Source organism: Streptomyces sp. NPDC052109, assembly GCF_040680195.1.
In the GTDB taxonomy this organism is placed as follows: domain Bacteria; phylum Actinomycetota; class Actinomycetes; order Streptomycetales; family Streptomycetaceae; genus Streptomyces.
Genome location: NZ_JBFAWF010000008.1, coordinates 13,450 through 38,554, shown reverse-complemented (window position 1 = coordinate 38,554; position 25,105 = coordinate 13,450). Strand labels below are relative to the sequence as shown.

The 25,105-nt window shown below is 73.3% G+C and carries 24 protein-coding genes and 2 pseudogenes; 12 read left to right on the top strand and 14 right to left on the bottom strand.

The window, feature by feature from the left end:
- Positions 1-4: 4 nt before the first annotated feature.
- From AB0L59_RS18350 to AB0L59_RS18325, 6 genes and pseudogenes are all read right to left on the bottom strand, one after another.
- Positions 5-2,978 (bottom strand): annotated as a pseudogene (locus AB0L59_RS18350) (AAA family ATPase).
- A gap of 96 nt (positions 2,979-3,074) precedes the next feature.
- Positions 3,075-3,437 (bottom strand): UBP-type zinc finger domain-containing protein, encoded by a 363-nt coding sequence (locus tag AB0L59_RS18345; RefSeq protein ID WP_365584469.1) that lies wholly within the window; start codon positions 3,435-3,437, stop codon positions 3,075-3,077.
- Positions 3,434-4,903, bottom strand: coding sequence for an ATP-binding protein (locus tag AB0L59_RS18340; protein WP_365584467.1), 1,470 nt, complete (start codon positions 4,901-4,903; stop codon positions 3,434-3,436). Before AB0L59_RS18340 ends, AB0L59_RS18345 begins: the two co-directional genes overlap by 4 nt.
- 16 nt (positions 4,904-4,919) lie before the next feature.
- Positions 4,920-6,596, bottom strand: coding sequence for an FAD-dependent oxidoreductase (locus AB0L59_RS18335; protein WP_365585048.1), 1,677 nt, complete (start codon positions 6,594-6,596; stop codon positions 4,920-4,922).
- Positions 6,597-6,803: 207 nt separating this feature from the next.
- Positions 6,804-6,929: pseudogene (locus tag AB0L59_RS18330) on the bottom strand (VOC family protein); the annotation flags it as partial.
- A complete protein-coding gene (locus AB0L59_RS18325; protein WP_365584465.1) occupies positions 6,929-7,306 on the bottom strand; it encodes a hypothetical protein in 378 nt (125 codons plus the stop codon). The gene AB0L59_RS18325 and the pseudogene AB0L59_RS18330, both read right to left, overlap by 1 nt.
- A 41-nt stretch (positions 7,307-7,347) precedes the next feature.
- Between AB0L59_RS18325 and AB0L59_RS18320 the strand changes: the two genes are divergently transcribed.
- Complete coding sequence (locus AB0L59_RS18320; RefSeq protein WP_365584462.1) at positions 7,348-7,521, top strand: hypothetical protein; 174 nt, start codon at positions 7,348-7,350, stop codon at positions 7,519-7,521.
- 47 nt (positions 7,522-7,568) lie between these two features.
- Positions 7,569-8,435 carry a universal stress protein gene (locus tag AB0L59_RS18315; RefSeq protein ID WP_365584460.1) on the top strand — a complete coding sequence of 289 codons (867 nt, stop codon included), beginning with the start codon at positions 7,569-7,571 and terminating at the stop codon, positions 8,433-8,435.
- A gap of 1 nt (position 8,436) precedes the next feature.
- Here the strand turns inward: AB0L59_RS18315 and AB0L59_RS18310 are convergent, their stop codons facing one another.
- The 3 genes from AB0L59_RS18310 to AB0L59_RS18300 all read right to left on the bottom strand — a co-directional run bounded on the left by AB0L59_RS18310 (position 8,437) and on the right by AB0L59_RS18300 (position 11,238).
- On the bottom strand, positions 8,437-9,672 hold the full coding sequence (locus AB0L59_RS18310; protein WP_365584458.1) for a DUF4032 domain-containing protein: 1,236 nt from the start codon (positions 9,670-9,672) through the stop codon (positions 8,437-8,439).
- Between the two features lie 111 nt (positions 9,673-9,783).
- Complete coding sequence (locus AB0L59_RS18305) at positions 9,784-10,530, bottom strand: MBL fold metallo-hydrolase (protein ID WP_365584455.1); 747 nt, start codon at positions 10,528-10,530, stop codon at positions 9,784-9,786.
- 78 nt (positions 10,531-10,608) lie between these two features.
- Complete coding sequence (locus tag AB0L59_RS18300; protein WP_365584453.1) at positions 10,609-11,238, bottom strand: alpha-ketoglutarate-dependent dioxygenase AlkB; 630 nt, start codon at positions 11,236-11,238, stop codon at positions 10,609-10,611.
- 137 nt (positions 11,239-11,375) lie between these two features.
- Here AB0L59_RS18300 and AB0L59_RS18295 point away from each other — a divergent pair, with 137 nt between their 5' ends.
- Positions 11,376-12,014: a TetR/AcrR family transcriptional regulator gene (locus tag AB0L59_RS18295; protein ID WP_365584450.1), complete on the top strand. Its 639-nt coding sequence runs from the start codon at positions 11,376-11,378 to the stop codon at positions 12,012-12,014.
- A gap of 59 nt (positions 12,015-12,073) precedes the next feature.
- Entirely contained in the window at positions 12,074-13,747 is a 1,674-nt protein-coding gene (locus tag AB0L59_RS18290; RefSeq protein ID WP_365584448.1) for an FAD-binding dehydrogenase, read from the top strand.
- Between the two features lie 2 nt (positions 13,748-13,749).
- Here AB0L59_RS18290 and AB0L59_RS18285 read toward each other — a convergent pair whose 3' ends face one another.
- Positions 13,750-14,097: a DUF488 family protein gene (locus tag AB0L59_RS18285; RefSeq protein ID WP_365584445.1), complete on the bottom strand. Its 348-nt coding sequence runs from the start codon at positions 14,095-14,097 to the stop codon at positions 13,750-13,752.
- A gap of 170 nt (positions 14,098-14,267) precedes the next feature.
- Between AB0L59_RS18285 and AB0L59_RS18280 the strand changes: the two genes are divergently transcribed.
- The 5 genes from AB0L59_RS18280 to AB0L59_RS18260 all read left to right on the top strand — a co-directional run bounded on the left by AB0L59_RS18280 (position 14,268) and on the right by AB0L59_RS18260 (position 19,813).
- The gene (locus AB0L59_RS18280; protein WP_365584443.1) at positions 14,268-15,692 is read left to right on the top strand and encodes a M1 family metallopeptidase; all 1,425 of its coding nucleotides are present in this window, start codon (positions 14,268-14,270) and stop codon (positions 15,690-15,692) included.
- A gap of 42 nt (positions 15,693-15,734) precedes the next feature.
- Positions 15,735-16,472 (top strand): L,D-transpeptidase family protein, encoded by a 738-nt coding sequence (locus tag AB0L59_RS18275; protein ID WP_365584440.1) that lies wholly within the window; start codon positions 15,735-15,737, stop codon positions 16,470-16,472.
- Positions 16,473-16,493: 21 nt separating this feature from the next.
- Positions 16,494-17,198, top strand: a complete 705-nt coding sequence (locus AB0L59_RS18270; protein WP_365584437.1) for a response regulator transcription factor — start codon at positions 16,494-16,496, stop codon at positions 17,196-17,198.
- A 264-nt stretch (positions 17,199-17,462) separates the two neighbouring features.
- A complete protein-coding gene (locus AB0L59_RS18265) occupies positions 17,463-19,295 on the top strand; it encodes a HAMP domain-containing sensor histidine kinase (protein WP_365584435.1) in 1,833 nt (610 codons plus the stop codon).
- A 68-nt stretch (positions 19,296-19,363) separates the two neighbouring features.
- Positions 19,364-19,813, top strand: a complete 450-nt coding sequence (locus AB0L59_RS18260; protein WP_365585045.1) for a DUF6098 family protein — start codon at positions 19,364-19,366, stop codon at positions 19,811-19,813.
- 24 nt (positions 19,814-19,837) lie between these two features.
- On the opposite strand, the gene AB0L59_RS18255 is transcribed toward AB0L59_RS18260, so the two are convergent.
- Complete coding sequence (locus AB0L59_RS18255; protein ID WP_365584433.1) at positions 19,838-20,089, bottom strand: WhiB family transcriptional regulator; 252 nt, start codon at positions 20,087-20,089, stop codon at positions 19,838-19,840.
- Positions 20,090-20,436: 347 nt separating this feature from the next.
- A complete protein-coding gene (locus AB0L59_RS18250) occupies positions 20,437-21,324 on the bottom strand; it encodes a LysR family transcriptional regulator ArgP (RefSeq protein WP_365584430.1) in 888 nt (295 codons plus the stop codon).
- A gap of 66 nt (positions 21,325-21,390) precedes the next feature.
- Here AB0L59_RS18250 and AB0L59_RS18245 point away from each other — a divergent pair, with 66 nt between their 5' ends.
- Both AB0L59_RS18245 and AB0L59_RS18240 read left to right on the top strand, forming a co-directional pair.
- On the top strand, positions 21,391-22,008 hold the full coding sequence (locus AB0L59_RS18245; RefSeq protein WP_365584427.1) for a LysE/ArgO family amino acid transporter: 618 nt from the start codon (positions 21,391-21,393) through the stop codon (positions 22,006-22,008).
- Between the two features lie 92 nt (positions 22,009-22,100).
- The gene (locus tag AB0L59_RS18240; RefSeq protein ID WP_365584424.1) at positions 22,101-23,399 is read left to right on the top strand and encodes an MFS transporter; all 1,299 of its coding nucleotides are present in this window, start codon (positions 22,101-22,103) and stop codon (positions 23,397-23,399) included.
- Position 23,400: 1 nt separating this feature from the next.
- On the opposite strand, the gene AB0L59_RS18235 is transcribed toward AB0L59_RS18240, so the two are convergent.
- Together AB0L59_RS18235 and AB0L59_RS18230 are read right to left on the bottom strand one after the other, a co-directional pair.
- Complete coding sequence (locus AB0L59_RS18235; protein WP_365584421.1) at positions 23,401-23,859, bottom strand: cyclic nucleotide-binding domain-containing protein; 459 nt, start codon at positions 23,857-23,859, stop codon at positions 23,401-23,403.
- Positions 23,860-24,140: 281 nt separating this feature from the next.
- Positions 24,141-24,383 carry a hypothetical protein gene (locus tag AB0L59_RS18230; protein ID WP_365584419.1) on the bottom strand — a complete coding sequence of 81 codons (243 nt, stop codon included), beginning with the start codon at positions 24,381-24,383 and terminating at the stop codon, positions 24,141-24,143.
- Positions 24,384-24,510: 127 nt separating this feature from the next.
- On the opposite strand from AB0L59_RS18230, the gene AB0L59_RS18225 reads away from it, so the two are divergent.
- Positions 24,511-24,945 (top strand): ATP-binding protein, encoded by a 435-nt coding sequence (locus AB0L59_RS18225; protein ID WP_365584416.1) that lies wholly within the window; start codon positions 24,511-24,513, stop codon positions 24,943-24,945.
- Positions 24,946-25,105 lie beyond the last annotated feature (160 nt).

The following is a 25,105-nucleotide window of genomic DNA, read 5'->3' as shown; positions in this document are numbered from 1 at the left end:
CGGCTCACGCTCCGGGTCGGCTCGTCCCGGACGGCTCCGGCGCGATCAGGCCCTGGCGATAGGCGATCGCCACCGCCTCCGTACGGCTCGCGGCACCCAGCTTGGCCAGGATGTTGGACACGTGCACGCTCGCCGTCTTGCCGCTGATGAACAGCTCCTCGCCGATCTGCCGGTTGCTGCGGCCCCGGGCGAGGAGCCCCAGCACGTCCCGCTCGCGGGCGGTCAGCGACGCTCCGCCCGCCGCGTCGGCGGAGGCTGCGGTCAGGCGGCCCCGACGGGACAGCGCGTCGATCCGCTCCAGCAGCGGTGCCGCGCCCAGCGCAACGGCCACCTTCCTGGCCGTACGTGCCTCCTCCGCCGCCTCCGCGCGCCGGTCGACGGCGAGCAGCGCCTCGGCGTACCGCGCCCGGCAGCGCGCCTGCTCGTACACGTCGCCGTACGAGAACGCGGCGACCGCCTTCTCCCAGACCGCCGGCACGGGGCCGGACACGGCCGTCGCCCACTCCGCTTCGGCACGGGCCAGCCAGGCCTGGCCCTCCGGGCCCTGCGGACGGCCCTCCTCGTCCCGCGCGGCCGAGGCCCGCGCCTGCTCCACCAGCTCGGTGGCCGTGTCAGCCCAGCGGCGCAGCGCCGGTGCGTCGCCGGCCCGTCGTAGCTCCCCGGCGCGGTCGGCGACCGCCGCGAGGCAGAGTGCGGCGAGCCGCACCGTGACATCGGGCCGCCGCCCCGAGTCGTCGCCCAGTGCGGTGAGCGCCGCCCGCATCCGCTCCACGGCCGCCTCCGGGTCCCCGCGCAACGCGGCGGAGTCGGTGAGGGCGATACCCGCGACCAGGGTGCCCGTCCAGGTGAACGGGCCGTCCAGCAGGGCCTCGGCCCGCTCGACAGCCCCGAGTTCGCCCCGCGCCACCGCCACGTACAGCGCGGGACCCGCCGCGAAGGCGCCCGTGGCGGGCAGGACGGCCGCGGCCTCCGCCGCCGCACGCAGGCACGCGTCCCACCGGCCGACCGTGTACAGCACCAGCAACTGCAGATACCGCATCTCCAGCGGATACGGCGAGGACAGCAGCCCGGTCCGGCGGGCCCGCTCCAGCGCCTCGGACAACAGGGGCAGGCACGCCTCGGGGTCACCCGCTTCCAGGCGGCTGATCGCCTGGTTGAACAGCGCGCGCATCTCCACGGGACCGTGTCCGGCGGACTGCGCCAGCTCCCGCGCCCGCCGCAGCCTCTCCTGGCCCTCCGTGGAGCGCCGGCCGCCTCCCTCGAGATTGGCCAGGGAGATGCAGATCGGCCTGGGCGGCGGCCATACCCAGCTCCCGTGCGGCGCGCAGGGCGCGGTGGGCGATGTTCAGGGCCGTCTCGTCCGCACCGAGGTGACGCGCCGCCATGGCATGGGTGGCCGCCGCCCACACCCAGGTCCGCGACGGCGGCTCGGCGGGTATCAGCGCCAGCGCCTCGCTGCTGTACCGGAAGGCGGCCTGCAGCCGGTCCACGCTGAGCAGGTTGCCCGCGAGGGTGTAGCGGATCCGGGCGGCGAGCGCGGAGTCGGCGTCCTGGCCGACGTCGGCGAGTGCGGCCCGGGTGAGGGAGACCGCCCGGTGGGCGTCCCCGGCCTGTGCGGCCGCGGCGGAGGCCCGCAGGGTCAGCGTGACCGGAGCGATGCCGTCGGCGCACGGTCGGGCCTCGGGCGGCACCGACGACCACAGGTCCAGCGCCGCCTCCAGATGTCGCAGCTCCTCGGCCGGCGCACCCAGCCGCCGGGCGTGGTCTGCCGCCTCCAGACAGGCCGCCAGCGCCCCGGGCAGGTCGTGGCTCTCCCTGGCGTGGTGGGCGCGCTCGGCGGCGGTCTCCGGGGCACGGCCGCGGGCGGCGAGCAGCCGGGCGTACGTGCCGTGCAGCCGGGACCGCTCGCCGGGCAGCAGGTCGGCGTAGACCGCCTCGCGGCCGAGGGCGTGCCGGAAGGCGTAGGTGCCGCCGTCCCCGGGGACGAGCAGCTGCCGCCCGACGGCCTCGCGCAGCGCCGCCTCCAGCTCGTCCTCGGGCAGCCCGGCCGCCTCACGCAGCAGCTCGTGCTCCACCCGGCGCCCGGCCACGGCCGCCGTCCGCAGCACCTGTTGCGCGGTCTCGGGCAGCTGCTCCACCCGGATCAGCAGCAGGTCCGCGAGCCCGCTGGGCATCCCGCCGGCGTCCGCGCCGGCCGCCGCGAACAGCTCCTGCGCGTAGAACGCGTTGCCCTCCGCGCGGGCCACGATGTCCCGTACGACGGTCTCGGGCAACGGGCGGTCCTCCAGGGCCCGCACCAGCCGAGCGACCTCCGCATCCGGCAGCGGCCGCAGCTCCAGCCGGTCCACGGCAGGCAGCCGGACCAGTTCGGCGAGCAGGGGGCGCAGGGGGTGGCGGCGGTGCAGATCGTCCGACCGGTAGGAGGCGAGGACCGCGAGGCGCCGGTCGGGGGCGCCGCCGCCCGGCCGGTGCAGCACGCCCCGGCTGAGCAGGAAACGCAGCAGGTCCCGGGAGGACTGGTCGGCCCAGTGCAGGTCCTCCAGGACCAGCAGCAGCGGTGCCACGGCGGCCAGTTCGGCGAGCAGCCCGGCGACGTCCTCGAACAGCGGCAGCCGTACGTCCCGGCCGCCCGCCGACTCCGGGCCCGCGCCCAGCAGCCGGTCCACCACCGGATGCGCGTCCAGGACGGACGTGAAGCGCTCGTCGGTGGCGAGCACGCCGAGGATCTCGGTGAACGGCAGATAAGGCAGACCGACGTCGCCGAGGTCCACGCAGTGCCCGGTGACCACGGTGGTCCCGGCCCCCGCCGCCCGCCCCGCCACCTCGTCCAGCAGCCGCGTCTTGCCGACCCCCGCGTCCCCGGCGACCAGCACCGCCCGCGCCGCCCCGCCCCGGGCACGCTCCAGCACGCCCGTGAGGCGGGCCAGTTCCTGGTCCCGCCCGATCAACGGCGGCGTACTGAAGGCGATCTCCGACACGCCCCCATCCTGGCACGAGAGACTGACAGCACGTCGTCCACGCAGGCTACTGCGGCGCTCTGAAGAGGCGCGAGGAGTCGAGCCATGGGGCGGTGCTCACCCCCGCAGCGTCTCCGCCCAGTCGACCGGCACCCGCCCGGCAGGACCCGGCACCGGCTGATCCGCGGGATGGCTGGCGGGCGGCGCGAGTTCGGGCCCCGCGGCGTACAACTCGTCCGTGGCGTAGTTCCAGAACCACTCCTCGCCCGGCTCGAAGCTCCGGATGACCGGATGCCCCGTGGCGTGGTAGTGGGCGGTCGCGTGCTTGGCGGGGGAGTCGTCGCAGCAGCCGATGTGCCCGCACTGCGCGCACCGGCGCAGATGGAACCACCAGCCGCCGGCCTCCTCGCACTCCACGCACCCGATGCCGCTGGGCGGCACGCCCGGGTCGATCGCCTCGGCCTTGTCGGTGGCGCTCATACGGTTTCCTCCGCTTGCTGCTCGGGCGACTCGGACAGGTCGGCGGTCAGGGGCAGCAGCACCTGGAACCGGGTGTCGCCGGGCACCGACTCCACGCGCAGGGTGCCGTGGTGCTTGTTGACGACGATCCGCCAGGAGATGTCCAGGCCGAGCCCGGTGCCCTCGCCGACCGGTTTCGTGGTGAAGAACGGATCGAAGATCCGGTCCTTGATCTCGGGCGGGACGCCTGGCCCGGTGTCCCGGAACTCCACCAGCAGCTGCTCGTGGTCGAGCCCGGTCCGTACGGTCAGCGTGCCCGTGCCGCCCGCGCTGTTGATGGCGGACGCCGCGTTGTCGATCAGGTTCGTCCACACCTGGTTCAGCTCCGCCGGGTACGCGGGCACCGGCGGGAGCGTGCGGTCGTACTCCTTCACGACCTCGATCCCGGTGCCGATCTTGCCGGACAGCATCAGCAGGGTGCTGTCGAGGAGTTCGTGCACGTCCACCACCCGGTAGGGCGCCCGGTCCAGCTGCGAGTACTGTTTGGCCGCGTCGACGAGGTGCGAGATGCGGGTGGTGGAGTCCTCGATCTCGTTCATCAACAGCTCGGTCTCCATGGTGTAGTTGAGCCAGCCGATCGCACCGGCCAGGATCTCCTCGTCCACGGCCCCCGCGACCTGCTCGAGCCAGTCGACGTCGAGTCCCGCCTGCACGAAGGCCGGGGCCAGCAGCCAGGCCCGGTCGATGTCGTGGTCCTCCAGCCAGTCGGTGAGCAGGTCCTCCCGGTCGGCGGTCTCCAGCGGACTGAGCACCGGGGCCTTGGCGACCCGTTCGGCGGTGCGCTCCTGGATCTCGATCAGGCTCGCCAACTGATCGCGGGAGAAGGGGCCTTCGGCGATCACGGCCAGCTTGTGCCGCATCTTCGCGACCCGCTCGCGCAGCGAGGCGGTGGCCCGGACCGCTGCCGCCGCCGGGTTGTTCAGCTCGTGCGTGAGCCCCGCCGACAGCGAGCCGAGCGCCAGCAGCCGCTCCCGCTGCCCGATCGCCGCCTGGGTGTTCTTCGACCCGAAGAACAGGCCCTCCAGCAGATGTACGGCCATCGGGAACCACTCGGTCATGACGTCCGCGAAGATGTCCGCCGGCAGCACGAAGAACCGCGTCGGCTCCGTCACCCGCATCGAGTTGGTGTACACCTGCCGCACCCGGTCGCCGAGGTAGGCCTGCATCGCGCCGGCGTACACGCCGGGCTGCGAGGTGCGGGAGACCTCCACGTCGTCGCCGCCGACCCGGCGAGAGAGCACGACCGTGCCCTCGATCATCGAGAAGAAGCACGTGGCGGGGTCGCCCTCGGTGTACACCGGGCCGGGCTCGAACAGCTCCACCCGTCCCTCGCTGCAGAGCCGCCCGACCTGCTCGGGGCGCAGCTTCTCGAAGAGGAACAGCGAACTGATCTCCTGCGGGCTGCATGGCATGATCCGACCGCTCATGACTGCTCCAGACCGTTCATGACTGCTCCAGATAGCGGTGGACGAGCATCACGGCCATGGCGCCCTCCCCGACGGCGGACGCGACCCGCTTGGCGGACTCGGCGCGGGCGTCACCGGCCACGAACACCCCGGGCACGCTGGTCTCCAGGTGGTACGGCGGCCGGTCCAGTTCCCAGCCGGCCGGCGGCCGCCCGTCGGCGGTGAGATCGGGCCCGGCGAGGATGAACCCGCGCGTGTCGCGCAGCACCGAGTCGCCGAGCCAGTCGGTCAGCGGGGCGGCTCCGATGAACACGAACAGCCACTGCGCGTCGACCTGTTCGCTCTCCCCGGTCACCGTATGACGCAGCGTCAGCTGCTCCAGGTGCTCCGAGCCGTGCGCCGCGTCCACGACGGTGTGCGGGCGCACCGAGATGTTCGGCGCCTCGTTGATCTGCTGGATCAGGTAGTACGACATCGAGGCGGACAGGTCGGAGCCGCGCACCAGCAGCGTCACCGACTTCGCGCCCCGGGCCAGGTACATCGCCGCCTGGCCCGCCGAGTTGGCGCCGCCGACGATGTAGATGTCCTGTCCCTGGCAGGAGGCGGCCTCGGTCAGCGCCGAGCCGTAGAACACCCCGCATCCGGTCAGGTCGGTGCAGCCGGCGGCGTCGAGCTGCCGGTACTGCACTCCGGTCGCGAGGATCACGCTGTGCGCGGCGATCGCCGAGCCGTCCGCGAACCGAACGACCCGGGCGGCGCCGTTGACCTCGAGTGCCGTCACCTCACGCGCGGTCAGGATCTCCGCGCCGAACTTTGCGGCCTGCCGGCGCGCCCGGTCGGTGAGCTGGGCGCCGGAAACCCCGTCGGGGAAGCCCAGGTAGTTCTCGATCCGGGAGCTCTGCCCGGCCTGCCCGCCGGTCGCCGACCGCTCCACGAGCACGGTCCTGAGCCCCTCGGACGCTCCGTACACGGCCGCGCCGAGCCCGGCGGGTCCACCGCCGATCACGATGAGGTCGTAGAAGTCGGCCGTCGGTGTCGTCGCCAGGCCGACCCGCGCCGCCAGCTCGGGCACCTCCGGCTCGACCAGCGCGGTGCCGTCCGGGGTGATCACCAGCGGCAGCCGCTGCCCGTTCTGCTCGGCGGCCGCCAGCAGCCGCTGCCCCTCGGGCTCCTCCACCGAGTACCAGCGGTAGGGCACCTGGTTGCGGGCGAGGAAATCGCGCACGTCCGACGACCGCGCCGACCAGCGGTGCCCGACGACCTTCGTGCTGGGCACCGGCCGGTAGGCGCTGGTGCGCCAGGCGTCCAGCAGGTCGTCCAGCACCGGATAGAGCTTCTCCTCCGGCGGGTCCCAGGGCTTGAGCAGATAGTGGTCCAGATCGACCACGTTGATCGCGTCGATCGCGGCGTCGGTGTCCGCGTACGCGGTGAGCAGCACCCGCCGCGCCCCCGGATAGACGTCCAGCGCCTGCTCCAGGAAGTCGATGCCGTTCATCTGAGGCATCCGGTAGTCGGCAAGGATCACGGCCACCAGGTCGCCGCGCAGCTTCAGCTGGCGCAGCGTCTCCAGCGCGGACTCCCCGGACTCCGCGCGCACGATCCGGTACGACTCGCCGTAGCGGCGCCGCAGATCGCGGGCGACGGCACGGGAGACCCCCGGGTCGTCGTCCACGGTCAGGATGACGGTCCGCGCTGCCTCGGCGGCCTGTGCCATACGTCTCCCACCCCGAGCGTCGGTGCCGCGGGTCGGTGTCATGGGGACCACCGCACCGCTTCGATGTTCATCGTATGTTCGATCGTGCCGATTCGCCCCGGGACACCGGACGCGGTGCGCTCGCGGACCAGCTCGGTGGTGCTCCGCGAGCACACAGAACTCGTCGGCCTCGGGATCCCTGACCGTCGTCCACGGGCGGCGTCCCTGCCCGGCGTCCGCGCCCCGGGCGCCGAGCGCGCGGAGCCGGGCCACCTCGGCCGCCCGGTCGCCGGGGCGGAAGCCGAGGCGCAGCCGGTCCTTGACGGACTTCTTCTCCGGCGCAGGCACGAACATCAGCCCGGCAGCCGGGCCGGCGCGGCCCGGATCTCGTACTCGTCCGCGGCGTCGTTCACCTGCTCCCACTCCACAGCCGTGCCGGAAGCGTGGTCAGAGGGTGGCGGCGGGACCACTCCGTTCCGCTTCCGCCTCCGAGACACCGGACAGCGCCCGCGGCGTACCCGGGAAGCGCTCGGGCTCGCGTCGGCGAGGGGCTCGAGGAACGGGCGCTCCGCCTCGGCTCGGGCCTGTTCGGCACGGCGCAGGACCTCCTGGCCGTGGGCGGTCGGCTCGACCGTGTGCCCGCCGGACACGCGGACGTCTGGAGCGTCCCCCGGCCTGCGCACCACTCCCCGGAGACCCTCGCCGAACGCGTCCGCGTCCTCGACGCCCACTGCGCGGTCCCGGGCCGGGCCCCGGGACGCTCACCCGCTCCGTGCGCTACGTCGTGTCCCACGACGACCCGGCCGAGGACCGCGGGGTCGTCGCCACGCTGATCGAGGCGGGTTACCCGCACATCGTGCTCAGCCTGCGCGCTCCCTGTCCCCGGCGAGTCCGCCGTCGGCTCCTGGACGAGATCATCGTGCCCGTGCGCGACGGTGCCCGATAGTGGGCACCAGCACCACCGGAGAGCTGCGACGACGAGGAGGCCCACGCATGACACGCCCGATGACGGCAGGAGTGGACGGCACGGAGGAGAGCCTGGCCGCCCTGGACTGGGCCGGCCGGGAGGCCGTGCGCCGCGGGCTGCCCCTGCGCGTGGTGCATGCCTGGCGCTACGCCGAGGCGCTCGCCACCGCCGACCGGGACACCCAGCAGGCGTGGGCCTCCCAGGGCGTGGCGGAGGCCGTGCGCGCCGTCCGCGAACGGCACCCGGGGCTGGAGGTGAGTGTGGACGTCGTCGAGGGCGAGCCGGTGCACGCGCTGGGGGGTGCGGCGGCGCAGGCCGAGATGCTGGTGCTGGGTTCGCGTGGGCACGGACGCGTGATCGGGTTCCTGCTGGGCTCGATCGGGCAGCAGGTGATCGCCGAGGCGGTCCGGCCGGTGGTCCTGGTGCGTGCCGGGGACGAGCCGGCGGCGGAGGCCGCCGGACGGGACGTCGTGGTCGGTCAGCACGGCGACCCCGAGGACAGTGCGGCCACGCTGCGGTTCGCGTTCGAGACGGCGGCGGCCCGGGGCGCCACCGTCCGGGCCGTACGGGCGTGGACGCTGCCGCCGGTCTTCGCCTACAGCCCCGGCTCGCTCAAGCTCCTCGACGACGCGGGCGGTCTGGAGCCCTACGAGAAGCAGGCGCTGACCGAGGCGCTCCGGCCGTGGCGGGAGCGGTTCCCCGACGTGCCCGTGACCGAGCACGTCGAGATGGGCGGCGCGGGCCAGGTGCTGCTGTCGTTGACCGACAGGGCCCAGCTGATGGTCGTCGGACGCTGGGCGCATCGTACGGCCGTGGGCGCCCGGATCGGATCGGTGGCGCACGGGGTGCTGCACCACGCCGACTGCCCCGTCGCCGTGGTCCCGCACGAGTGAGCTACTCGGGCTCGGCCCGCTCCAGCGCGCCCCGTGCCCTGGGCAGGACGTTCGCGATGTAGTCCTTGACGGCCGTGTCGAGGCCTATGTCGTGCTGCGCGCGCTCGGACAGGTACCAGCGGTGTTCGAGGAGCTGGTGGTAGATCTCGGCCGGGTCCACGGAGCCGCGCAGCTGAGGCGGCACGGACCGCACGGTGGGCCGGAACACGTCCCGCACCCAGCGGTGGGCCAGCACCTCGGGGCGGGCGGCGAGGGGGTCGCCCGGGGCGTAGTCGTCCTGGGTGGCCATCCAGCTCTCCAGGTCGCTCAGCAGCCGCCGCGCCTGGTTCTCCTCGGTGTCCAGTCCGGTCAGCCGCAGCAGCTGGCGCTGGTGGTGCCCGGCGTCGACGACCTTCGGCACGAAGGTGACGGTGTCGCCGTTGGAGGAGTGCTCGATCTGCATCTCGGCCACGTCGAAGCCGAGTTCGTTGAGCCGGCGGATCCGGCGCTCGATGTAGTGGTACTTGCCCGCCGGATACACCGAGGTGCGGGTCAGCTCCTGCCACAGCCGCTGGTAGCGGGTGCAGATCTCGTGCCCGAACTCCACCGGGTCGACGGACGGGTGCAGCGCGCCGGACGCCTCCAGGTCCAGCAGCTCGCCGCTGATGTTCACGCGGGCCAGATCGAGGTCGTACTCCCGCTGGCCCGGGCTCAGTCGCGGGTGCAGATCGCCGGTCTCGGCGTCGACCAGATAGGCGGCGAAGGCGCCCGCGTCCCGCCGGAACAGGGTGTTGGACAGCGAGCAGTCGCCCCAGGCGAACCCGGCCAGATGCAGCCGGACCAGCAGTACGGCCAGGGCGTCCATCAGCCGGTGCATGGTCGCCGGTCGCATGGTCGTCTCGAACATCGAGCGGTACGGCATCGAACCGCGCAGATGCCGGGTGATCAGCACCGGCTCCAGCGGGGCGCCCGAGCCGTCGGTGCGGCCGGTGACCACCGCGAGCGGGTCGACGGCCGGGATGCCGAGCCGGTCCAGGTCGCGCAGCAGCTCGTACTCGCGCAGGGCGGGCCGCTCGGCCAGCTCCTTGACGGCGATCACCTCGTCGCCGGCGTGCGCGTACCGCACGACGTGCCGGGAGATGCCCCTCGGGAGCGGCACCAGATACTCCTCGGGCCACTCCTCCAGGGGCACGTCCCAGGGCAGGGCGAGCAGGAGCGCGGGATGCTCCGGATTCGTGGCGCTGATCTGCAAGGCCATGGCACGAACCCTAAGGCCACGCCCCCGTGTCCCGGGCCCTGTCGTCGAGCTCCCGCCTGCCCCGCGACGCCGCGTGGGCCGCCCCTCCGGGCGGACGACGGGAGTGTGATCCTAGGAAGCTCGGTCCCGGGCCTGTTCGGCGGCCGCGCGCACCGGACCCCGGTGCACCGGACCGTGCCCCGGCAGCAGGGTGTCGCCGTCCAGCGCGCCGATCAGCTCCAGGGAGGCCACGACCCGGGCGCGCTCGTGGTGGAAGAAGCCGGGCAGGATCTGCGGGCCCTTGATCCGCGAGGTCGCGTGCCCGCTGACCAGTGCGTCGCCGGAGATGACGATGCCCGCCCCGGGCAGGTGGTAGACGCAGTGGCCGTCGGTGTGGCCAGGGGTGTGCACGGGCACGGGACGGCCGGGCAGGTCCAGCGGGCCCTCGCCCGGGAACGGCTCGGGTGCGGTGACGGGGTTGTGGTCGGTGCCGCCCGCGCGGATCACATGCACCGCCCACGGCACGACACCGGGCCGCCAGGCGTTGCGCACCACGTCGCCGATGGTGGCCTGCTGCAGGAACTCGCGGCGGGCGTGCGGGACTTCGGCCGGGTGCAGATACACCGGGGTGCCGTGGGTGGTGCGCAGGTGCTCGGCCGAGCCCAGGTGGTCGTTGTGCGCGTGGGTGATCAGTACGGCGGCCACCGCCTCCGGTGAACTGCCCACGGCGGCGAGGGACTGCAGGACTCCCTCCCGGTCCCCGGGGTAGCCGGTGTCCACCAGTGTGACGGCGTCGCCGTCCTTGAGGATCACCCAGTTGACGTTGTTGCCGTGCACCAGATAAGTGCCGTCGGCGACTTGGCGTACCTCTGCCCGCATGATCTCCCCGAGCCCTGTGCGGCTGACCGTCGGGGACAGCCAACCAGATGTGCCGGCACCCCGCACCAGGGGGGCGCGTCACTGCACGCCGTGCGGCCGGAACTGGATGCTGATGCGCGGTCCCGCGGCCCGGGCGGTCTTCGGGACGCAGTGCTCCCAGGTGCGCTGGCAGGAGCCGCCCATCACGATCAGGTCGCCGTGCCCGAGCGGGCGCCGCAGCGTCGTACCGCCCCCGCCGGCCGGCCGCAGCAGCAGGTCCCGGGGTGCGCCGACGGAGAGGATCGCGACCATCGTGTCCGCGCGGGCGCCCCGGCCGATCCGGTCCCCGTGCCAGGCGACGCTGTCCCGGCCGTCGCGATAGAAGCACAGCCCGGCGGTGGTGAACGGCTCGCCCAGCTCCCCGGCGTAGTGCCGGGACAGGGCGTCGCGGGCCTCGTCGAGCACCGCGTGGGGGAGCGGGTCGCCGGCCGCGTAGAAGGCCAGCAGGCGCGGTACGGCCACCACGTTGTCGTACATCTTGCGGCGCTCGGCGCGCCACGGCACGTCCGCCGCCAGCTTCTCGAACAGCCCGTCGGCCCCGCTGAGCCAGCCCGGCAGTACGTCGATCCAGGCGCCGCCGGCCAGCTCGGTCCGGCGCAGCCCGTCGAGCGGTCCGAGCCGCAGCTCGTCGGTCTGGTCGAACAGGGAGCCCTGAAGGTGCGTGGACATGAGCCCAGCGTACTCCTTATTCGAAAATGCGTTCCCATGTGATCGGGGTGTCACGTCGAGGGCTGCGGGCCCACGGGGCTTTCGATACATCGATGTATCGGATACATTCCCGTATCGAAACGGGGAGGTCGGTGCCGATGGACACACCCGCGGACGGGGACGGCGCGCCCAAGCGCGTCACCCGGCGCCGGATCCACACCCGGGCCAGGCTGCTCGAGGCCGCGTTCGGCGTGTTCGCGGCCAAGGGCTTCGGGCGGGTCTCGATCGAGGAGATCTGCGAGGCCGCCGGCTTCAGCCGCGGCGCCTTCTACTCGAACTTCGCCACGCTGGACGAGTTGTTCTTCGCCCTCTATCAGGAGCGGGCCGACCTCATCGCCGCCCAGGTGGCCGAGGCGCTCGCCCAGGACGGGCCCGGGCTCGACGTGCCGGCCGCCGTGGACCGGGTCACCGAGGTGCTCCTCCTCGACGTGGACTGGCTGCTGGTCAAGACCGACTTCCTGGTGCACGCCGCTCGCGACCCGGAGGTCGCCCGGGCCCTGCTCGACCACCGCGCCCGGCTTCGGGAGGCCATCGCCGACCGGCTGTTCCGGGCCCGCCGCCACACCGAACTGCCCGCTGTGCTCGGGGACGCGGAGAGCGCCGCGCACGCCGTGGTCGCCGCGTACGACGGCGTCACCGTCCAGCTGCTGCTGGACAGGGACGTCGACGCCGCCCGGACCTGGCTCAAACAGCTGCTCACCGCCCTGCTCACGGACGGCAGCCGCACCTCCGCGTAACCCCCGCATGATCCTCGCACCACCCCAGCACACGGACCGTCAGGAAGGACACAGTCGCCATGGACGCGGACGTCATCGTCGTCGGAGCGGGCCTCGCCGGCCTGGTCGCGGCGCACGAGCTCACCAGTCGGGGCCGCCGGGTGGCCCTGGTCGACCAGGAGAACGCCGCCAACCTCGGCGGCCAGGCGTTCTGGTCCTTCGGCGGGCTCTTCCTCGTCGGCTCCCCGGAGCAGCGCCGGCTCGGCATCAAGGACTCCTTCGACCTCGCCTGGAGCGACTGGCAGGGCAGCGCGCGGTTCGACCGGCTCGACGACGAGGACTCCTGGGCGGTGCGCTGGGCCCGCGCCTACGTCGACTTCGCGGCCGGCGAGAAGCGGTCCTGGCTCAAGGGACACGGCATCGAGCTGCTGCCGACCGTCGGCTGGGCCGAGCGCGGCGACCTCAGGGCGACCGGCCACGGCAACTCCGTCCCCCGCTTCCACATCGCCTGGGGCACCGGCACCGGTGTGGTCGAACCCTTCGTCCGGTACGCCCGTCAGGCCGCTCGCGACGGGCTGCTGACCTTCCACCACCGCCACCGGGTCGACGAGCTGGTCATCGAGAACGGCACGGCCCGCGGGGTGCGTGGCACCGTGCTCGCCGAGGACCGCTCGCCGCGCGGCGTCCCCTCCAACCGCGAACGCGCCGGCGACTTCGAACTCACCGCGCAGGCGGTCGTCGTCACCACCGGCGGCATCGGCGCCAACCACGACATCGTCCGCCGCTACTGGCCGCCGCGGCTCGGCACCCCGCCGGCCGCCATGGTCACCGGCGTCCCGGCCTACGTCGACGGCCGGATGCTCGACATCAGCGCCGACGCGGGCGTCCGGCTGGTCAACCGGGACCGCATGTGGCACTACACCGAGGGCCTGCAGAACTGGGACCCGATCTGGCCGGGCCACGGCATCCGCATCCTGCCCGGCCCGTCCTCCATCTGGCTGGACGCCCTCGGCCGCCGCCTGCCCGACCCCTGCCTGCCCGGCTACGACACCCTCAACACGCTCAAGTACCTGCGCACCACCGAGGACATCGCCGGATACGACCACTCCTGGTTCATCCTCACCCGGAAGATCATCGAGAAGGAGTTCGCGCTCTCCGGCTCCGAGCAGAACCCCGACATCACCGCCAAGGACCGCGGGGCCGTCCTGCGCGACCGGCTGCTCGGCAAGGGCGCGCCCGCACCCGTGCAGGCCTTCGTCGACAAGGGCGCGGACCTCGTGACCGCCGGCAACCTGGAGCAGCTGGTCGGCAAGATGAACGCGCTCACCGACAAGCCGCTGCTGGACGCGGCCGAGGTGCGGCGCCAGATCGAGGCCCGCGACCTGCAGATAGCCAACCCGTACAGCAAGGACTCGCAGGTTCAGGGCATCCACAACGCCCGCCGCTACATCGGTGACCGCCTCGGACGGGTCGCGACCCCGCACCGCATCCTCGACGCCGCCGCGGGCCCGCTCATCGGCGTCCGGCTGCACGTGCTGACCCGCAAGACCCTGGGCGGCATCCAGACCGACCTCGACTCCCGCGCCCTGGCCGCCGACGGCACGCCGATCGAGGGGCTGTACGCGGCGGGCGAGGTGGCCGGCTTCGGCGGCGGCGGTGTGCACGGCTACAACGCGCTGGAGGGCACGTTCCTCGGCGGCTGCCTGTTCTCGGGGCGTGCCGCGGGCCGGCACGCGGCCCGGCACACGGGCTGACCTCAGCCCTTCAGCAGTTCCAGCAGCACCTGCGCGTGGCTCTGCTCCGGCGTCTTCGACGCGGTCAGCAGGGTCACGCGCTTCCCGCGGGCGGCTTTGCGCAGGCCGTCGACGAGCCCGGCGGCCTCGGGCGCTTCGAGCTCCGCCTCGTAGCGGCTCCTGAACTCCTCGTACGAGCCGCCGCCGTGGAACCACTTGCGCAGCTCGCTGGAGGGCGTCAGCCCCTTGGGCCACTCGTCGACGTGCGCCTCGTCCTTGGCCAGGCCGCGCGGCCACAGACGGTCGACCAGCACGCGCAGGCCGTCGTCGGGCTCGGGCGGTTCGTAGATCCGGCGGACACGCACGCTCACGGTCGTCACTCCCTCTCGGGACGGCGGACGGTCCTGTGAGCGTACGTCGGCGGGCCTGGTCTCCAGGGTGGCGGCGCGGCAAGACTTGACCGGAACCAGAGGGATTCCGGTCCACCGGCACCCCTAGTCTGTCGGCCAGCCGATCACCAGCCACCCCCCGAGGAGCGCCCGTGACGCCACCCCGCAGACAGCCCGCCCCGCGCCGCACCGCCGCACTGCGCCGCGAGGCGGTCCTCGCCGCCGTTCCCGTCGCCGTGGCGGCGCTCCTCGGTGCCGCCGGACCCACGGCGGCGGGCACGCCCGGCGCGTCCGGCGCGGGCGACCCCTACTTCCCGCTCAGCGGCAACGGCGGCTACCACGTCCGGCACTACGGCCTGACGCTCCGCTACGACACCTCCTCCCGGCACCTCGACGGAAGGGCCGTGCTCACCGCCCGCGCCACCCAGAACCTCAGCCGCTTCGACCTCGACCTGACGGGCCTGAAGGTCACCGGCGTCACCGCCGACGGCAGGTCCGCGGTCTTCCGGCGCGACGGCCAGGAACTCGTCGTCACCCCGCGCCACACCCTGGTGGCGGGCAGGGACTTCCGGATCACCGTCACCTACGAGGGCACCCCGAAGCCGGTCACCGACCCCGACGGCAGCGCGGACGGCTGGATCCCCACCGATGACGGCGCCTTCGTCGCGGGCGAGCCGCAGGGCGCGATGACCTGGTTCCCGGCGAACGCGCACCCGAGGGACAAGTCGTCGTACGACATCACGATCACCGTGCCCCAGGGGCGCACGGCGGTCGCCAACGGCGTCCTGCTCGGACAGCGCACCGCGCACGGCCGTACGACCTTCCGCTGGCGCGAGACCCAGCCGATGGCCGCCTACCTGGCCACCGCCACCGTCGGAAAGTTCAAGGTCGAGCAGTACACCACCCCCGACGGCATCCGCGTGTACAACGCCGTCGACCCGCGCGAGGCGAGCGGGGCCGCTCCGGTGCTGAAGAAGCTGCCGTCCGTCCTGCGCTGGGAGAGCGAGCTGTTCGGGCCGTACCCGTTCCGCTCCGCCGGGGCGATCGTCGACCACGCGAACGTCGGCTACGCCCTGGAGACCCAGACCCGGCCGCTGTACGACTCCGCACCCGACCTCAGCACCCTCGTCCATGAGAGCGCCCACCAGTGGTTCGGCGACTCGGTCTCCCTGACCGCCTGGAAGGACATCTGGCTCAACGAGGGCTTCGCCACCTACGCCGAGTGGCTGTACGCCGAGCAGCACGGCGGCGACAGCGCCCAGAAGGCCTTCGACGCCCTCTACGCCCGGCCGGCGAGCGACCACCTGTGGGCCTTCCCGGCCGGTGACCCGGGCAGCGGCAAGAACATCTTCGACACCCCCGTCTACGCCCGCGGCGCCATGACCCTGCACGAACTCCGCAAGGCCGTGGGCGACCACGACTTCTTCCGGATCCTGCGCGCCTGGACGGCTGCGCACGGAGGCGGCCACGGGACGACGGCACAGTTCCAGCGGCTCGCCGAGCAGATCTCGGGGAAGCGACTGGACGGGCTGTTCCACACCTGGCTGTTCACGAAAGGCAAGCCGAAGAACGCTTGAATTCTTACCAGTTCCAAACAAGTGTCGGCCAAGGTCGACACCATGATCCATCGCAGAACCGCGGTCGCCCTCCTCGCCTCCCCGCTGCTCCTCACCGGCTGCGGCGGCGGAGCCGAGGCGACCGAGCGCCGGACACCCCCCACCAGTCCGGAAGCCACCCCCACTCACGAGTCGGTCGAGGCGGAGCAGGCGCCGCAGGGCATACCGGGCCTCGGCCCCACCAGGGCGGCGGCGATACCCGAGCGCTGCGAGCAGGCCGTCGTCGTCACCGGGCGCGGGAAGAACTCCCCGCTCTGCACGGTCGTCCTGCACCAGCGCACCACCACCGGCTGGCAGGCGGGCGCCACTTGGCCCGCCCACAACGCCCTGCACGGCTGGAGCGACCACCACATGCTCGGTGACCTGCGCTCCCCGCTCGGCGTCTACACCCTCTCCGACGCCGGGGGCCTGCTCCCGGACCCCGGCAGCAAACTCCCCTACCACCAGTCCAGCGGCTTCCACTCACCCGGCACCGGCTTCGAGGGCGAACCGCTCGACGGATGCTTCGACTACGTCATCGCCATCGACTACAACCGCGAGCCGGGCACCTCACCGCTGGACTGGACCCGGCCCCTCGGCGCGCGGCGCGGCGGCGGGGTCTGGCTGCACGTCGACCACGGCGGCCCCACCCATGGCTGCGTCAGCGTCGCCCAGGCCCACATGAAGGAGCTGCTGCGCACGCTCGACCCCGGGCGGCATCCGGTCGTCGTCATGGGGTACGCCGACTGGCTCGCCGGCTGAGCCGCCCTAGAATCCGAACTCGTGTGCGCACATGTACTGGTCGCCGAGGACGACGAGAAGCAGGCCGAACTGATCCGCCGCTCGCTGCTCGCGGAGGGGCACACCGCCACGGTGGTGCACGACGGCGCCGCCGCGCTGGACGCCGCCCGCCGGCTCAGGCCCGACCTCGTCGTCCTGGACCTGATGCTCCCGGTCGTCGACGGCTTCGGCGTCTGCCGGGCGCTGCGCGGCGGCGACGCCCCGGACATCCCCGTGGTCATGCTCACGGCCCGTTCCGCCGAGGACGACCTGCTGCTCGGCCTCGAACTGGGCGCCGACGACTACATGACCAAGCCCTACAGTCCGCGCGAGCTGATGGCACGGATCCGTACGGTGCTCAGACGCAGCGGGCGCGGCGCCGGCGGCCGGGACGCGGACCCCGTCGTCCGGGCCGCCGGGATCAGCGTCGACCCCGAACGGCACGAGGTGCGCTGCGACGGCGTGCCCGTGGACTGTACGCCCGCCGAGTTCCAGATCCTGCTGGCCATGGCTGCGGAGCCGGAACGGGTCTTCACCCGACGGCAGTTGCTGCAGTGCACCCGCGGCTTCGACCGGGCCTCCACCGAGCGGGCAGTCGACGTCCACATCATGAACCTGCGCCGCAAGATCGAGACCGACCCGCGCCGACCGGTACGACTCCTCACGGTCTTCGGCGTCGGCTACAAACTGACGGGCACCCGCCCGTGAGGTACCGGCGACGCGGAGCCGGCGGGGGTCTGTGCGGTCCGGGGTCGCGATTCGGAGCCCGGAGGGGTCTGCGCGGCGGCGGGGGTTCCGCGTTCAGCGGGAGGCAGTTGTGCGGAGGCGGGGGTTCCGGGTCGAGCAGGGGGCAGCTGAGCGGTCGCGGGGGTGCCGGGTCGGGTGGGAGGCACCAGTGAGGCGTCGGGGGTCGGGAGCCGGGCGGGTGGCGTCCGGCGAGCCTGGGGGCGTCGGGACGGCCGGGAGGCGGGTGTGAAGCGTCGGATCGCGCTGCGCAAGCGGCTGCTCGTCCGGCTGCTGTCCGTGTCGGCCCTGATCGCCGTCTGCTCGGTGGCCGCCACGGCATGGCTCGCGGTGACCACCACCACCAGCGCCCTGAAGGAGGAGCAGGGCCAGGACCTCGCGGCCGACAACAGCATCCTGGCCCGGCTCAGCGGATACGCCGCCACGCACTCCGACTGGACCGACGTCCGCCGTACCGTCCGGCAGCTGGCCGCCGAGACCGGGCGCCGGATCGCGCTCACCACCCCCGACCGCACCCTCGTCGCCGACTCCGCGCCCCGCGGCACCCCGCTGCCGCCCCGGCCCGCCGCCACCGTCGACCCACTGCGCACCGACACCTACAGCGAGACCGGCGCCCAGCTCAGCGGCATCGACCCGCGCGTGGTCGGCCCCTACCGGCTCCCGGCCGAGGAACGCGCGAAACTCGACGCGCTGGCCACCAGGCGCAAGCAGTGCTACGAGCGCTACGGCCTCCAGGCCACTGTCGTGCGCACGGCGAGCGGGCGGCCCGTCGTCACCCTCCCGGACGGCACCGACCCCGCAGGCGACGCGGCGGTCTGCGAGGACGGACTGCTCAACACGCCCACCCCGACTGAACGCAAGGCCCTGGCCGACCTCACCGACCTCGCCCGGCCCTGTCTGAAACAGGCCGGCCTGGACCTCGGCGGGCAGTTGTTCCTCACCTTCGACCCCAGCGGCAAGGACCCCTTCGGGGGCGGCTACCTCATCGCCAAGTACGCCAAGGCGGGCAAGGCGGCGACGGCGCGGGCCGCCCAGCACTGCCTGCTGAGCGCCCGGCGCACCCAACTGGAGCCGTATGCCGCCCCGGTGGCCGAACTGTTTCTCGGGATCGGCGACCAGAACCCCTCCCGCTTCGACATGTCCCCGGCCAACAAGGCCAAGGTGATCAGCGCGGCCGGCCTGGTCCTCGCGGTCACCGTCGCCGTGACCGCCGCCGTCGCCGTCCGGCTGGTACGGCCGCTGCGGGCACTGACCGAGGCCGCGCAGCAGCCGCCTGAGCTGCACGTACGGGTCCCGGTGACCACTCGGGACGAGACCGGCATCCTCGCCGAGGCCTTCAACGACCTGACCGAGCGCCGCGCACGTCTGGAGGCCCAGCGCAGGGCGATGGTCAGCGACATCGCGCACGAGCTGCGCAGCCCCCTCACCAACATCCGCGGCTGGCTGGAGGTCGTCCGCGACGGCGTGGTCGAGCCCGACGCGCTCCTGCTGGACTCCCTGCACGAGGAGGCGCTCGTCCTGCAGCGGATCATCGACGACCTGCAGGACCTGGCCGCCGCCGACGCCGGCACCCTGCGGCTGCACCGGGAACCGCTGCACGCCGCCGATCTGCTGGACCAGGTGAGCGCCGCCCACCGGGTCGCCGCCGACGCCGCAGGGGTCACCCTGTGCACCGAGGCGGACGACTCCGCCTGGTTGGACGCCGACCCGGTGCGGATGCGGCAGGCCCTCGGCAACCTGGTCTCCAACGCGCTGCGGCACACCCCGGCCGACGGCACGGTCACGCTCGCCGCCCGCCGGGAGGACGCCGACGTCGTCCTCACCGTCACCGACACCGGCACGGGCATCGCGCCCGAGGACCTGCCGCATCTCTTCGACCGGTTCTGGCGCGCGGAGAAGTCCCGCAGCCGCCGCACCGGCGGCAGCGGCCTCGGCCTGCCCATCGTCCGGCACCTGGTCGCCGCCCACGGCGGTACGGCCGACGCCGCGGGCGAGCCCGGCGCGGGCGCGGTCTTCACGCTGCGGCTGCCCGGGGCCGCCCCACCCGCGGACCACACCTGACCGCCTCCGGTTCCCCACGCGCACCAGGGGTACGCCGGACGCGCGGTACCGTTCAGGGAGGTCAGGTCCTGAGCGCACCGCAGGAGCTGCCGGTCCTCTCCACGCTCACCGAGGTGGCCCGCCTGCTGGACGAGCACCGGGGCCTGTACGTCCGCTGGTCCAAGGGGCCGGTCGCCGACCTTGCCGACACCTCCGGCACCGACGACCTCACCGGCGTACCCATGCCCGGCCTCTCCGCCAGTCCACTCGACATCGAGGAGTGGTGGGAGGACCGGCCGGTGGAGCTGTGGGTGGCCCGCCGGCTGTACGACTACGCGCATCTGCCGCACGACAAGGGGCCCGGCGTGCGCCCCTGGGTCCTGCGGGGCCGGGAGCCGGAACGGGGTCCCGACAACGAGCCGCTCGTGGCGGACGTCGAGCCACTGCGCGGGATCGCGGACGAGGTGATCGACGCGGCGCGGGCCGAGGTGGCCCGCCAGGAACGGGCGTGGGTGACCCTGCGCCGCGGCGGCCGTTGAAAGACGAGGCCGTGGGCCTCCGGGTCAGCCGGAGCGCGGCCGGGAGCGGGCGCGGCGGCGCATCGCACGGCGCTCCGGCTCGGTCGTCCCGCCCCAGATGCCGATGCCCTGGCCCGTGTCCAGCGCCCAGTCCAGGCACGGCTCCCGGACGGGGCACTGCCCGCAGACCGCCTTGGCCTGCTGGGCCTGCACCTGCGCCGGCCCGGTGGTGCCGATGGGGAAGAACAGGTCGGGGTCCTCGTGACGGCACGCGGCATGGTCGCGCCAGTTGTCCATGGAAGTCTCCTGGATCGGATCGAAGTCGTCCGTACCGGTTCGGATGCGTTCTCGGGTCCGGGTGACCGGTGGGAGCGGCGTGAAACGACGCCTAGGGCAGGGGAATCGCGCGACCGCCGCGTTCCGGTCACGGGGCGCGTGTGCGGCCCGGGCCGCACACGCTCGACAGGCCGGGGAACGGGGCGGACGGGCCACCGGGCCGGGGCACCCGTGTCCGACCGGGCACCGGCGGCGCGGAGTTGGGGGCGAGAGCCGGCTGAGGCCGCCGTCCGCCGCGCCACCGCCCGACTACCGTACTCCGCACGGTACTTCCGTCGGGGCGAAACGGATGAAACGTGATGTGCCGGTCAGGGGTGCAGTGCCTCGGCCGCGGTCGCCGTCACGGCCTCGGCCAGCGTCGCCAGCGCGGGGGAGTCGAGCCTCCACTGCTGCCAGTGGAGCGCGATGTCCATCCACTCCCCGGGCGCGAGGAGCACCAGCCTGCCCTCCGTCAGGAGCGGGCCCGCCTGCACCTCCGGCACCATGCCCCAGCCGAGCCCCGCGGCGACGGCGTCCAGGAACCCCTCCGAGGTGGGCACATGGTGCCGGAGCGGGCCGGCGGAAGCGCGGCCGAGCCGGCGGGCGAAGCCGTCCTGGAAGTCGTCCTTGCGGTCGAAGGCCACGACGGGGGCCTCGGGCAGGGCGTCGGCGAGCGGTCGCCCGCCGAGGTGGGTAGCGGTGAACTCCGGGGCGGCGACGGGCAGATACCGCATTCGCCCGAGCGGCCGGACGACGCAGCCCGGAACCGGCTCGGCGGCGGTGGTCACCGCTGCCATCACCAGACCCTCACGCAGCAGGGCCGCCGTGTGGTCCTCGTCCTCGCGGTGCAGTTCGAAGCAGAGGCCCGCGACGCGGGTGAGTGCCGGCAGGAACCAGGTCGCCAGCGAGTCCGCGTTCACCGCCACGGAGACCCGGGTCGGCTCCCCGGCCCCGCTCAGCCCCAGCTCGCCCCAGGCATCCCGCTCCAGCCGGGTGAGCTGCCGGGCGTATCGCACCAGCACCGCGCCGGACTCCGTGGGCCGCACCGGCTTGCTGCGCTGCAGCAGCACCCGGCCGGTGCGCTGCTCCAGGGCCTTGACCCGCTGACTGACCGCCGAGGGCGTCACGTGCAGGGCGGCCGCCGCGGCGTCGAAGGTGCCCTCATCCACCACCGCCAGCAGCGTCCGCACCTGCTCCAGGGGAAGCTCTGACATCATGAGCGCTAAGGATACGTAAGAATCTTTAGCTGGTCTTGCCACTCGCGGCTCCTTAGTTTCGAGGGCATGAACCACGCCCTGAGCGCCGCGGCCGCCGGATTCGGCACCGGCCTCTCCCTGATCGTCGCCATCGGCGCCCAGAACGCCTTCGTCCTGCGCCAGGGGGTGCGCCGGGACGGGGTCCTCGCCGTGGTCGGCATCTGTGCCCTGTCCGACGCGGTGCTGATCGCGCTCGGTGTCGGCGGGGTCGGGGCGGTCGTGGTGACGTGGCCGGGCGCGGTCCGGGCGGTCGGCATCGTCGGCGGTGCCTTCCTGCTCTGTTACGGCGCCCTCGCCGCGCGCCGTGTGCTCAGGCCGGGCACGGCCGGACTGAGCACCGAGGGGCAGGCCGCCGGCTCCCGGCGGCGGGCGGTGCTCACCTGTCTGGCGATGACCTGGCTCAATCCGCACGTCTACCTGGACACCGTCTTCCTGCTCGGCTCCCTCGCGGCCGACCGGGGAGCGCTGCGCTGGACCTTCGGCCTCGGTGCCGCGTTCGCCAGCGTGTGCTGGTTCTCCGCGCTGGGCTTCGGCGCGCGGCTGCTCGGCCGCATCCTGGCCCGGCCGACGGCCTGGCGGGTACTGGACGGCCTGGTCGCGGTCACCATGCTGGCGCTGGGGGCCACGCTCGTGGCCGGATCGTGAAACAGACCGGCGTGCACAGAGGTTGCTGAGATAGTTAGGCTCTCGAAGCGAAAAGATGTAGCGAGCAACCTCTACCGGCAAGCAGGACACCCGTGGACACGAGCGAGAGCAGCACCACCGAACCCGACTCCGCGACGGAGGCGGCGGCCCCACCGCGGCGCGGCTGGCGCCGCTGGGCGATGGACACCCGTCCCCTCGGCATCCCCGCCTACCGGCGCCTGTGGACGTCGACCATCGTCACCGCCGTGGGCAGCCAGCTCACGGCCGTCGCCGTGCCCAAGCAGATCTACGACATCACGCACTCCTCGGCCTGGGTCGGCTACGCCAGTCTGGCCGGCCTCGTGCCCATGGTGGCGTTCGCCCTGTGGGGCGGCGCGGTCGCCGACACCGTGGACCGCCGCAAGCTGCTGCTGGTGACCAACGCCGGCATCGCGGTGACCTCGCTGCTGTTCTGGGCGCAGGCCGCCACCGGGCTGGGCTCGGTCGTCGTGCTCATGCTGCTGCTCGCTCTCCAGCAGGCGTTCTTCGGGCTCAACGCCCCCGCCCGCAACGCCTCCATCGCCCGGCTGGTCCCGGCCGGGCAGCTGCCCGCCGCCAACGCTCTCGGCTCCACGGTCATGCAGACCGGCCTGGTGGCGGGTCCGCTGCTCGCCGGTGTGCTGATCCCGGTCATCGGGCTGCCCGAGCTGTACCTCATCGACGCCCTGGCGTTGTGTGTGACCGTGTGGGCCGTCTTCCGGCTGCCCGCGCTACCGCCGCTCGGCGAGGCCGCCGCACGCCGGGCCGGGGTGCGCGAGATAGCCGCAGGGTTCCAGTACATCTCCCGGCACAAGGTCCTGCTGCTGTCCTTCCTCGCCGACATCGTCGCCATGGTCCTCGGCATGCCCCGCGCCCTCTTCCCGCAGCTGGCCGCGCAGACGTACCACTCCTACGGCGACGGGCTCGCGCTCGGCGTGCTGTTCGCCGGCATCCCGGTCGGCGCGGTGCTCGGCGGCCTGTTCTCCGGGGTGTTCTCGCGAGCCCGCCGGCACGGCTGGATGGTCATCGGCGCGGTCGTCGGCTGGGGCGTGGCCATCGCCGGGTTCGGGCTGAGCGGCAGTCTCTGGGTGGCGCTGGCCTTCCTCGCCGCGGCCGGTGTCGCCGACATGGTCTCGATGGTGTTCCGCGGCGCGATCCTGCTGTCGGCCGCTACCGACGAGATGCGCGGCCGGATGCAGGGCGTGTTCACGGTGGTCGTCGCGGGCGGCCCGCGCCTGGCCGACGTGCTGCACGGTACGGCCGGCTCCGCGTTCGGTCCGCGCGCCGCCGTGGCGGGCGGCGGGGCGCTGGTCGTGGTGGTCATGCTGGCCCTGGCGGCCGCCGTGCCGGCGCTGCGCCGGTACCGGATCTGAGCTACATCAGGCCGGTGCGCCGCTGGATGGCGTACTGGTCCATCAGCTTGCCCCGGGTCGTCTCCAGGCGGTGGGCGAGGATCTCGGCCACCGTCCGCACCAGCGAGAGTCCGAGCAGCGGGTCCTCCACGCAGACGGCGAGCACGGAGGGCCCGTCGAACTCATAGGCCCGGACGTTGCTGAAGGCGACCGCGCCGAAGTCCCACTGGTACGGCGGGAAGAGCCAGGACCAGCCCAGCAGGTCGCCCGCGCCGAGCGTGGCCACCGTCACCCGCTGCCGGGAGGTGACCTGCGTGTCCAGATGGACCGCACCGGAACGGATCACCCAGAACCGGTCGGCCGTGCCGCCCGCCTCGAAGATGCGGGTGTCCTCCGGGAACGAGACCTCCTTGGCCAGTTCCATCAGGCGCTCGCGCTGCGCCTGGGGCAGGGCGGTCAGCAGTTTTATCGCTTTGGTCATGGCGCGGGGCTCCTCGCCGGCGGCGGTTCGGGTGCTTTCCCTAAGCCCATTTCAGCCGCTGCCGCTCCCGCGGGCACCTCGAAGGACGGGGATTTCCTCGTCGCGCCCTTCGCCCGCCACCGGTTCCGGGCAGCAAGAAGCCCTGGCTGGACGGGGGAAACCAGCCAGGGCCGTATGCGGTGATGCGGGTGGAGGGAGGAAGGACGGTTCCGGTCACCTCCGGCATCACGTATGTATGAACGATAAACCATCTGGCGGCCCTTCGGGTAACCGAAAGGCGGTCAGGTGACCTGTTTCACGCCTCCCGCCGGGACCGGCCCCCCGCCCGGGCTGACGATCTCCTCCAGCACCCGCAGCACCGCCTCGAACGCCCGCGCCCGGTCCGCCGCCTCCCGGGCGCCCTCCGGATCCGTCGCCGTCAGGCTCTGCGCGCGTTCCCGCCAGGCCCGTTCCTCCTCGGCCGCACACTCCCGGCCGCGCCGGATGCGCCGCAACAACTCGTCCGCGTCCACGACATCGGTCATGGCCGTCGGGTACCCGCTCGGTCCGCAGTGATGACACGGGCACTGACGGTGTTTGAGTGTCCGGGACGCGGTCAGGCGAAAGAGGAGAGAGTACAGAATCTCCGGTCGGAGGTCAGGGAGGAAAAGGATGCGCGACAAGCACCGGACCAGCTCCTCCGCCACGCTGCGGGAACCGCGCCGCCGGTTGCCGTACCGGCCCGCCGACGCCCGCAGAACGGTGCGGAGCGTCGTGGCCGAACGGTGCCGGGCCCGCGCCATGGCGTGCGGTGCCGCGGCCATGGAGGACGCCCTGCTGGTCACCTCGGAGCTCACCACCAACGCGATCCTGCACGGCGGCGGTATCACCGGCTTCGACGTCGATGTCGACTCCGCGGGCGTCCACGTGTCGGTGAGCGACCGCAGTGACGAGCTGCCGGCGGCCGCCGCGCCCGTCGACGAACACGGCCACACCCGGCCCGGCGGTCGCGGCTGGCCCATCGTGTGCTGGCTGGCGCGGGACGTCCGGGTCGCGCAGCTGCCCTGTGGGGGCAAGCGCATCACGGCCGTCGTACCGCTGCACTGAAGCCGTCCGGGAAGTTCCGCCCGCGCCGTGTTTGCGCTCCGGACCCGGGGGCAGGCGGAAACTCGTGCTTCGGACCGGAGGCGCGCGCCCAGCGGGAACAGTTATGACTGCCTGGGTCCCCCTCCTGGCGGACCGGGCGGATCACCCGCGGCGAACCCTG